Annotated in this window: 5 protein-coding genes; 2 read left to right on the top strand and 3 right to left on the bottom strand. The window is 70.4% G+C overall.

Annotation, left to right across the window (positions count from 1 at the left end; all coding sequences use genetic code 11):
* Positions 1 to 157: 157 nt before the first annotated feature.
* Positions 158 to 505, top strand: coding sequence for a hypothetical protein (locus ACWFR3_RS09785; protein ID WP_453734035.1), 348 nt, complete (start codon positions 158 to 160; stop codon positions 503 to 505).
* A 110-nt stretch (positions 506 to 615) separates the two neighbouring features.
* On the top strand, positions 616 to 1,005 hold the full coding sequence (locus ACWFR3_RS09780; protein ID WP_453734034.1) for a VOC family protein: 390 nt from the start codon (positions 616 to 618) through the stop codon (positions 1,003 to 1,005).
* A gap of 48 nt (positions 1,006 to 1,053) precedes the next feature.
* Here ACWFR3_RS09780 and ACWFR3_RS09775 read toward each other — a convergent pair whose 3' ends face one another.
* From ACWFR3_RS09775 to ACWFR3_RS09765, 3 genes are all read right to left on the bottom strand, one after another.
* A complete protein-coding gene (locus ACWFR3_RS09775) occupies positions 1,054 to 2,631 on the bottom strand; it encodes an ABC transporter substrate-binding protein (protein ID WP_453734033.1) in 1,578 nt (525 codons plus the stop codon).
* A complete protein-coding gene (locus tag ACWFR3_RS09770; RefSeq protein WP_453734032.1) occupies positions 2,628 to 4,817 on the bottom strand; it encodes an ATP-binding protein in 2,190 nt (729 codons plus the stop codon). The genes ACWFR3_RS09775 and ACWFR3_RS09770 overlap by 4 nt, the downstream gene beginning before the upstream one ends.
* Before the next feature lie 190 nt (positions 4,818 to 5,007).
* On the bottom strand, positions 5,008 to 8,238 hold the full coding sequence (locus ACWFR3_RS09765) for an NACHT domain-containing protein (protein ID WP_453734031.1): 3,231 nt from the start codon (positions 8,236 to 8,238) through the stop codon (positions 5,008 to 5,010).
* Positions 8,239 to 8,331: the final 93 nt, after the last annotated feature.

Below are 8,331 nucleotides of genomic sequence, written 5' to 3'. Positions count from 1 at the left end.
GTGCGTACGCACTCCCGCCCCCTCTCGTTTCGGGTGACCGCCGCTTCGAGTGACCGCCGCTTCGAGTGACCGTCGCGTGACCGGCACGACAGGGCCTCTCGGAAGGATCACGGCTGCGCGGATGCCCCGCGACGGAGATCCAGAAGGAGACCAGCACATGAACAAGCCTCGCCGCCTCAGCCGGCTCGTACTCAAGCTCGCAGCAGTGGCCGCCGCCGCGGTGCCGGCGCTCGCCGTGGCGCCGGGCGCGGCGGCCTCGCAGCAGGAAATGGCCGCACCCCCCAACGTCCTCACCTGCACCACGGACACCGACGGCTACTGGGGTCACGCGCACTGCACCAACAACACCGGTGTCGTGACAGCCTTCCGCGTCAAGGTGGTCTGCGGGGAATGGCCGGATGCGCGCGGAGACTGGAAGACGCTGAATCCGGGCGCTTCCGACGTGTCGAGCGCCCGCTGCATGGGCGGCACGGGGGTCGGCAGCGTGAACTGGGAAGAGGGCTGATCGCTCGACAGCGCGGTGTCGTCGTGCCTAAGATCCACGGCGACATCGCGTGTCGGTCACCGTCCGGGTGAGGCATGGAGGTGTCGGGAGATGCCTTCTGGAGGCATTCCTTGCCGGTCGAACTGAACCACACGATCATCCACGCCCGGGACAACCGGGAGTCCGCCGAGTTCTTCGCGGACCTGCTTGGCCTCGAAATCACCTCGGAGTGGGGCCCGTTCATCGCGGTGGAGCTGAGCAACAAAGTCACCCTGGACTTCGCCGCCGTCCCCGCGGACAAGATCACCCCGCAGCACTACGCCTTCCTGGTCTCCGAGACGGAGTTCACGGCGGCGTACGAAAAGATCAAGGCTCGCGGCATCGAGCACTGGGCCGACCCGCACCAGAAGCAGCCGGGCGGGATCAACACCAACGACGGGGGCCGGGGGGTCTACTTCCTGGACCCGGCGGGACACGCCATGGAGATCATCACCGTCCCTTACGGCGGCTTCCCCGCGTAGTCGCCCGCCCGTCGCACATGAGTCGCTCATGAGCCGTGCATGAGCCGTTCATGACGGGCAGCTCTTCGCCTTCTCCCCCCGGTACGTCCGGTACAGCGGCAGCTTCTCCTTGTCGCCGGACCGGGCCACCGGGGGGAACTCTACGATCGGGACGGGCTTGCAGACGGCCCACTGGTTGTTCTCGCCCGGGCCGGTGAACCCGTATGTGCCGCTCGCCCCGACGAGGCAGCCGGTGCACTCCCCGCCGCTGATCGTCGAGAAGGTGAGCGTGCTGTACACGTCCTTGGTGGAGGGCAGCCGGACCGGATCGGGGGTCTTCTCGCCGCCTTCGGTGATGTCGCTGTACGTGCGGTCGACGGCGGACGCGAGAAGGGCGAAGCCGTCGTAGTACATGGCCATGTACCCGTCCTTCAAGAAGTCGGGGCCAAGAGCGTGCTCGCTGTTGATCTTCTTGAAGCGCGCGTGGAAGGGCGAGAAACCGGACGGCGCGTGACCGATGTCCGTCTCCCAGGCGGGGTCGAAGGCCGAGGCGTCGACGATCGTGGCGTTGGCCCTTCTCAGGCTGCGCCTGATGTCGGCGGCGGTCAGCGTCGGCTCCAGGCCGATGCCGACCTTGAGTATCCGCAGCTTGCCGCTGCGGTCGCAACCGCCCTCGTTGGCGAGGCGGTTGATGAACGCGGGCAGGTCCTGGTCGCGTCCCGCGAAGAAGACGGTGTCCGCCTTGTCGCGGCAGATCCTGGTGACGGCGTCGGCGAAGCGCCGCGGGATGCCCTGGTCTTCGCCCGACGAACCGATGTAGTGGGAGTTGTGGTTCTTCAGGTCGTAGGTCTTGCCGAACTGCCGGTCGAAGACCTTGCGCAGGTTCTGGGAGTACACGTCGCCCTCGCGGCTGTCCCAGAGCAGCAGGCCCTTCTCCGACTGCGGATAGCGGTCGAGGTAGTGGGACAGGGCCTTGATGAACTGTTCGTTGTTGGGCGACGTCTTGAAGAAGTAGCGGAAGTTCATGGAGGCGGCGGTGATGACCGGGCCGACCGTGGGGATACGGCGCTCGGTGAGCTCGGTGACCGCCTCGCGCGTCTCCGTCGTACTGCTCGGGATGCCCGTCACCCCCACCAGCGGGGCCCGGGAGTCCCGTGTCATCTCGGCGAGACGGTCGACGACGGGCTCCCACTGGCCGAGGTCACTGCCGTCGGGAGCCAGGAGCAGTTGGTAGTGCGGCCCGCTGGCACTGTTGGCTTCCAACTGCGCCGCGAGGGCGCCCGCGAGAGCCCGCCGGATCATGTCGCCGGTCATCGCGCTGGACTCGTTCGACGTGAAGGGCATCATCAGGGCGATGCGTACGTAGGGGATGCGGGGCTTGTCGTCCGGCGGGTCCTCCCAGTCCTGTGCGACCCGGGCGTTCTCGTCCGCGACGGCCCTGATGAGGCTCTTGGCCTTGTCGTCCGCTTCGAAGGCGTCGGCGGTGACTCCGACGCACTCCCCCGCGATCTCCTCAAGGCCATCGCCGCACGGACCGGGACGCGCGCTGTTCCAGGTGATGCCGCCGACGACGAGGGCGGCGACCACCACGGCGGCCACGAGCCATTCGAGGGGGCCCCACTCCTTGGGCGGGTGGTTGAACATCATGACCCCTCACTGGCGGGGACGGGCAGGACCTGCCGTTTGCGTGCGGCGGCCGGCCAGTCGCGGGCGGCTCTGCCGAGGGCCGCGTACCAGGCCCGGTGGCGCCGGGAGAGGAAACCGAGTTCGTCGCCCACCGCCTGGCACAGGGTTTCGGCGTCCGGGTCGATCGCCGCGTCGGCGTACGGCTCGGACAGGTACCACAGGGCGTGCAGAAGCCGGTTGATGCAGCGGCCCGCCTCGTCCAGGTGGGTGTAGCGCGCGGCGTGCTCCCCCAGCGCGATCTCCACCCGGTGATCGGTCCAACCGGCCGCTTCCTCATCGGAGTCCGGGGACGACGCGGCGCTCGCCGACGGAGGAGTCGGCGCGGTGGCGCAGTCCCGCAGGCACTGCAGCCAGTGCTGGACGCTCTGCTCCGCCTCCTCCGCACCGAACTCGTCCGCCAGCATCTCCACCACCCGTCCCGCGTTCCCGGCGGCCAGGCTGTGCCGCAGCGCGTCCCCTTCTTCGTTGGCGGAGTGCTGCACGTGGTGCAGATACAGGAAGCGGTGGATCTGCTGCCAGCTGTGCGGATCGTCGGGGGGCGGCGAGGTGCGGCGCGACTCGTGGACCAGGAGCGACTGGAGCAGCCTGCTCTCGACCAACGGCGCCTCGGCGGGGACGTACTGCTGCCACTGCCGCTCCACCAAGTACTGTGCCGCCGCGTTGGCGGGCAGTTGCTCGGGGCCGTCAAGACGGAGGTTCTCGGCCAGGGCCTCCGCGGTCGCGTTGTCCCGCGCCAGGCACAGCACGAGGAGCCGGTCCCGCTGGCGCCGGTCGGGCAGCAGGTCCTCGAGGAGCACCTGGGTGACCGGGCGGCCCTGCGCGGTGGGCAGGTCGAGCAGGTCCCTGGGGGTGACCGTGCGGTTCTGGCGCGCGGCGTGCACCACGGCCTCGCACAGCACGGTGCTTGCCGCCGGGTGTCCCCCGGTCAGCGAGTGCAGCGCCGACGCCAGATGCGGGTGGAGCAGCCGCGCGGATGCCCGGTCGAGCATCGAGAGGACTTCGTCCCTGCCCAGCGGCGTGAGCGGCACGACGAGCAGTCCCGCGGACGGATCGTGTCCGTTGCGCTGCCATATGGCGGCGGCCTGCTTGCGCCGCGCGCCGCCTCCGGCGGGCACCAGGTCGGCAAGCTCACGGCGCACCGCCTGCGGCGCCTCCTCCTGCGGTACGTCCCCGAGGCGGGTGGCGACGACGGTGATCCGGTCGCGGTGCGGCCGCCGTGCGACGGCGCGGTGTTCGAGGAGCAGGTTCAGGAAGCGCTGCCCCGCGGGAGCGTGTGCCTCGTCGAGGAGGATCAGCGGCCAGGGCTCGCGGTTCAGGTACCGCACCAGGCCGTAGGCGGTGGCCACCTCTTCGAGGAAGGAGGCCATGAGGGTGTTCTCCACGGCGTGCTGATAGTCGCCGCCCCGGTGGAAGCGGCGGCCGAGCTCAAGGAGGGCGTCGGGTTTCCCCGTGTCCCCGTCCGGCGTGGTGTGCCGCTGCCTGTACCAGTTGCGGGCCGGGGCGAGGCCGCGCAGGGACTGGAGTTCACGCAGGATCGCCGCCGTGACCGGCTGCGAGCCGTCGTCGTCCTCCACCGCGGTGCCCGCGGCAGCCGCGCCCGCCGCATCGGTGACGGAGGCTTCGACCCGCTCCGACCACTGACGCGCCACGTCCCGCTCGCTTCCCGCGAGCAGCCCGCAGGCGATCAGGAGCCTGGCGTGCCGGGCGCATACGGCGTCCCGGCCGTCCGCGTCGCCGGCGAACCAGCCGGAGACCGCGAACAGGCCCGGCAACAGGACGGGAAAGAGACCGAAGCCGGGTGCGAGCGCGCACACGATGCGTTCGAGGACCTGCACGAATTCGGCGGCCGGTGCGGCGGGCACGCCCCCGGCCCCGGCGGGGACGACGGGCACGGCGACGGACGCCCCCGGCGTCACGACCCTCACATGGGCCAGCGGGAGCCGCTTGTGGTATTGCCGCGCGAGCCCGTCAAGGACGGCGCTGCGGCCAAGACCGTGCTGTCCGGTGAGCAGCACGACGGGTACGTCGTCGCCGAACTCCCGTTTCCTGCGCGCCCGTTCGTCGTAGGCCAGTCCGGTGAGCGACGGAATGAGTGAGCCCACGAGAGTCTCGCGACCGTACAGCAGTGGGGTTTGCGGCTTGCCCATCCGACGACATCCTGCTTCCGCTGGGAGCGTTCGGCCGCGACCAGGGCGAGTCGCAGCGCTCCCCCGGTACACCAGCCGCTGACTACTGCTCCGACTCCTCCCGAATCAGTGGAACTTATCTGTGCTTCGGGACTCCCGCCAGCGGAATCGCGGGAGTCCGGCGGCACGTAAGAACGTTGTTCTACCCTCTTCAGGGCTGTGGATAAATCTCCAGTTCGAACCGGCCGGGGAGGTTCGCCGCCGCACGGACCTCTCCCGGGTACGCGAGCCTGACCCGTCGCAGCCCGGCGAGGCCCGCCAGATGCGAGAGGTCGATGTCCGTGCCCTGGGTGAGATGGATCTCCACGAGCCCCGGCAGCCTGCGGGCGATGCGCCGCAGCGACACGGGCGCGCCCGGCTTCGCGTACACGTAGAGGTGTGTGACCTGCGAGACCTGCGCCCTCGGGTCGAAGAGCAGCGTGCTCAGCTGCTCGGGCGTGAGGGTCAGGGTGCGCAGTTCGGGCAGCCGGGCGAGCAGGGCGCCCCACTCGTCCGGCACGAGGCGCTCACCCGCTTCGTGCAGGCGCAGTTCCTCCAGTGCCCCGAAGTGCCCGATCTCGGAGAGGTCGACCGTGCCCATCGGCAGCGCGAGGACCCGCAGGTCCGCGAGGCGGGACAGGTCGGCGAGCCCGCGCCAGGGCACTTGCAGCCCCAGGTGCAGAGCGGTGAGGCGCGGGCAGTCGGCCAGCTTCGCCAGTGGTTCGAACTGCGGGAGGTCTTCCAGTACGAGCGTGTGCAGCTGGGGCAGCCTGGTCAGCGGTGCGGGCTCCCTGAGGTTGCGACAGCCCCGCAGGGTGAGGCTCTCCAGGGCCGGGAAGTCCGCCAGCAGGCCGAGGTCGTCCAGCTGGAGCGCACCGCGCAGCCGCAGCTCGCGCAGGCGCCGCGGGTCGAGCGCCGCTCGTACGGCCTGCGGGTCGAAGTCGCCGTGCATTCCCACGCGTTCGCATCCGGGCATGTCCGCGAGGGCGTCGAGCTCGGCGCGCGAGCGTACGGTGACGGGCTGCGAGGGGTCCGCGGTCAGGAGCGGCCGAATGATCTCGTCGGCGTAGACGTCGGTGTCGAACCGGTCCCAGTGGCCCAGGAGTTGGGCGCGTACCAGAGGCTGTCGGGTGTCGAGGAACTCCGTCAGGCGCGGGATGGCGGCGTCACCGCCGATCTGGCAGATCGCGTGGACGGTCGCGAGCTCCTCGTCGCCCTCCAGGTCGCTCGCCCCCGGCAGCAGGCCGAGCAGCAGCGGCCCCGTGCGCGCGAGGACCCTGGCCTGGCGCAGGCTGCGCGGCGGGACCATGCGTGCCGCCTCGGTCTCGATGGTCTGCCGCACGGCGGGGTCGAGGCGGGTGGCCTGCTCGAGCGAGGCGAGGGCGAGCAGCCGCAGTCTCGCCTGGACCATCGCGTCCTTCTCGCGGTTGCCGCGTTCGCTGAGCCGCATGAGCAGATCGGCACGCCCCTTGTGATCGCTCTGCGCGACGGCCATCTGCACCACGTCCTCCCACTCGTCCGCATGGGCGTTCTTCACCAGAATGCCGAAGTCCCGCTCTTCGAGCACCGCCTTGGCCCCGAGATAATCCTGAAAGGTGCGGTGAATGAAGTCCACGGCCCCTGATGCGGGCTCGCGCAGCAGTCCGGTGCGTTCGACGAGGTACTGCAGGACGTCCTCGGGAGTTCCCAGCTGCTGAAGACTGGGCACCTGGGGCTGCAGCCTGCGGAGCAGCTCCAGGACGTCGCTGCGCTCGATCTGGGTGCGTTCGTTGCGGATCAGCCAGTACGCGAAGCGCTTGAGGGGTTCGGCGGCGGCCTCCTCACTCAGCCCGGCCGCTTCCTCGCCGCGGTGGGGTTGCGCGCCGCGCTTGAGGTTGACACCGCGTTCCTTGTCGCGCCGTTCGAGCAGCATGGACAGGGCCGCCTTGTAGAGGGCGGCCCGCCCTTCGGGCAGAAAACCGCTGCGCTCCTCGTGCAGGGCGCACATCAGGCTGCACATCAGCGGGTTGGTGGCGAGCCTGCTCAACTCCGGTCGTGTGCGCAGCGATTGGATCAGCTTGTCGTCCGATCCTTCCCGTCCGCGAGCCGCCGTGTGCCAGCGCCGGATGAAGCGCCGCAGGTCGTCGGGGCGCAGCGCGTTCAGGGTGAACTCGTGGAAGCCCTCGCGCTCCAGCCAGCCGGGGGCGAGCGCGGAGGGCCGGGTGGTGGCGAGCCACAGATTGCCGGAGAAGGCGGCGAGGAGCCGGCGCAGCCAGTCCCTGGTGCGCGCGCGGTCGGCCTTGGGAATCTCGTCGAGGCCGTCGATGAGCACGAGCCCACGGCCGTTCTGCAGCACGCGCGCCGTCCAGCCGTCGGGTTCGGTGCCCGCGTGCGGGCAGCCCATCCGGCGCAGGAAGTCGTCGGGCAGCGGCAGATCGGTGCCCTCGCGGACCAGGGTGCGCAGCGGCAGGACGAAGGGGACGCGGCCGAGGAGCTGCGGCAGATGCCCCGGCACCGTGTCCTGCCGCGCGGTGGTCAGGGCCAGCCACTGGACGAGCGTCGTCTTTCCCGTACCGGCGAGGCCGTGCAGCAGTACGCGGCCGTGACCGACGAGGACGGACTCGACGCTCTCTTCGACTTCCGCCGCCCTCCCCTCGCGGGCCGCGTCCGGTTCGACGTCCACGGCGGCCGTCGCGACGGCCCGCAGGCTCAGATAGGCGCTCTCCAGGGGCCACACCTTGCCGTCGTCGTTGCGCAGATCGACTCCGTAGAGGGTGAGGGTGCCGTGCTGCTTGATGACGTAGTCGGAGTATTTCTCCTCGAAGCGGGCGTCCGCCGTCGTCCAGTCGTCTCCCGACACACGGCGCAGGATGACCTCCAACTGGTCGCGCTGGCGCCGCAGTTCGTGAAACTCCTCCAGCTGGGCGCGGGCCGCGAATCCGGGCCGCTGGGTGAAGAACCGTACGAGGTGCACGCAGGCCGTGCGCAGGAGCACGTCGTGGAAGAGCGCCGCGTCGCGGGTGAGCAGGCGACGGGTGTCGGGCCCGGCCTGCCGGGAGAGCTCCTTGGCCAGCTCTTCCGGCCCGAGCACGAAGATCTGCACGTCGTCCATGTCGAGCTCGCCGAGCGCGAAGAGCGTCCGGGTCAGCGCCTGCCCGACGGAGTCGTGCTCGTCCTGCGCGATCGGCCTCTCGTGCGGCCCCGCGGAGCGCACCGCCCTGCGCACCAGCTCCCGGGACAGCCGGTGCATGTCGTCCTTGCTGAGCGCGGGGTGGTCCCCGGCGAAGGCCAGCAACCCCTTGATGCGTACGGGCCGTTCGGAGTACTCGGCTCCGGGCGCCTTGGGCGGCGGCAGCAACAGCCGCTTCAGTAACGGCACGACGACCGAGGACGCGACCTTGATGCCCACTGCTCCAGCGTCCACTGCAACCCCCGTCGCCGCCGCGAGTTCCCTGGCACCCAAAGCGTAGGGCCCGCACCCCCTGCAAGGGAGTACGGGCCCAACTGCCCTGGGGCA

Source organism: Streptomyces sp. NPDC055189 (assembly GCF_053606765.1).
This window is presented reverse-complemented; position numbering and strand designations above follow the sequence as displayed.

Coding starts and splice junctions, on each gene's coding strand:
- ACWFR3_RS09785 (WP_453734035.1), top strand. CDS start 158: ATGAACAAGCCTCGCCGCCTCAGCCGGCTCGTACTCAAGCTCGCAGCA.
- ACWFR3_RS09775 (WP_453734033.1), bottom strand. CDS start 2,631: ATGATGTTCAACCACCCGCCCAAGGAGTGGGGCCCCCTCGAATGGCTC.
- ACWFR3_RS09770 (WP_453734032.1), bottom strand. CDS start 4,817: ATGGGCAAGCCGCAAACCCCACTGCTGTACGGTCGCGAGACTCTCGTG.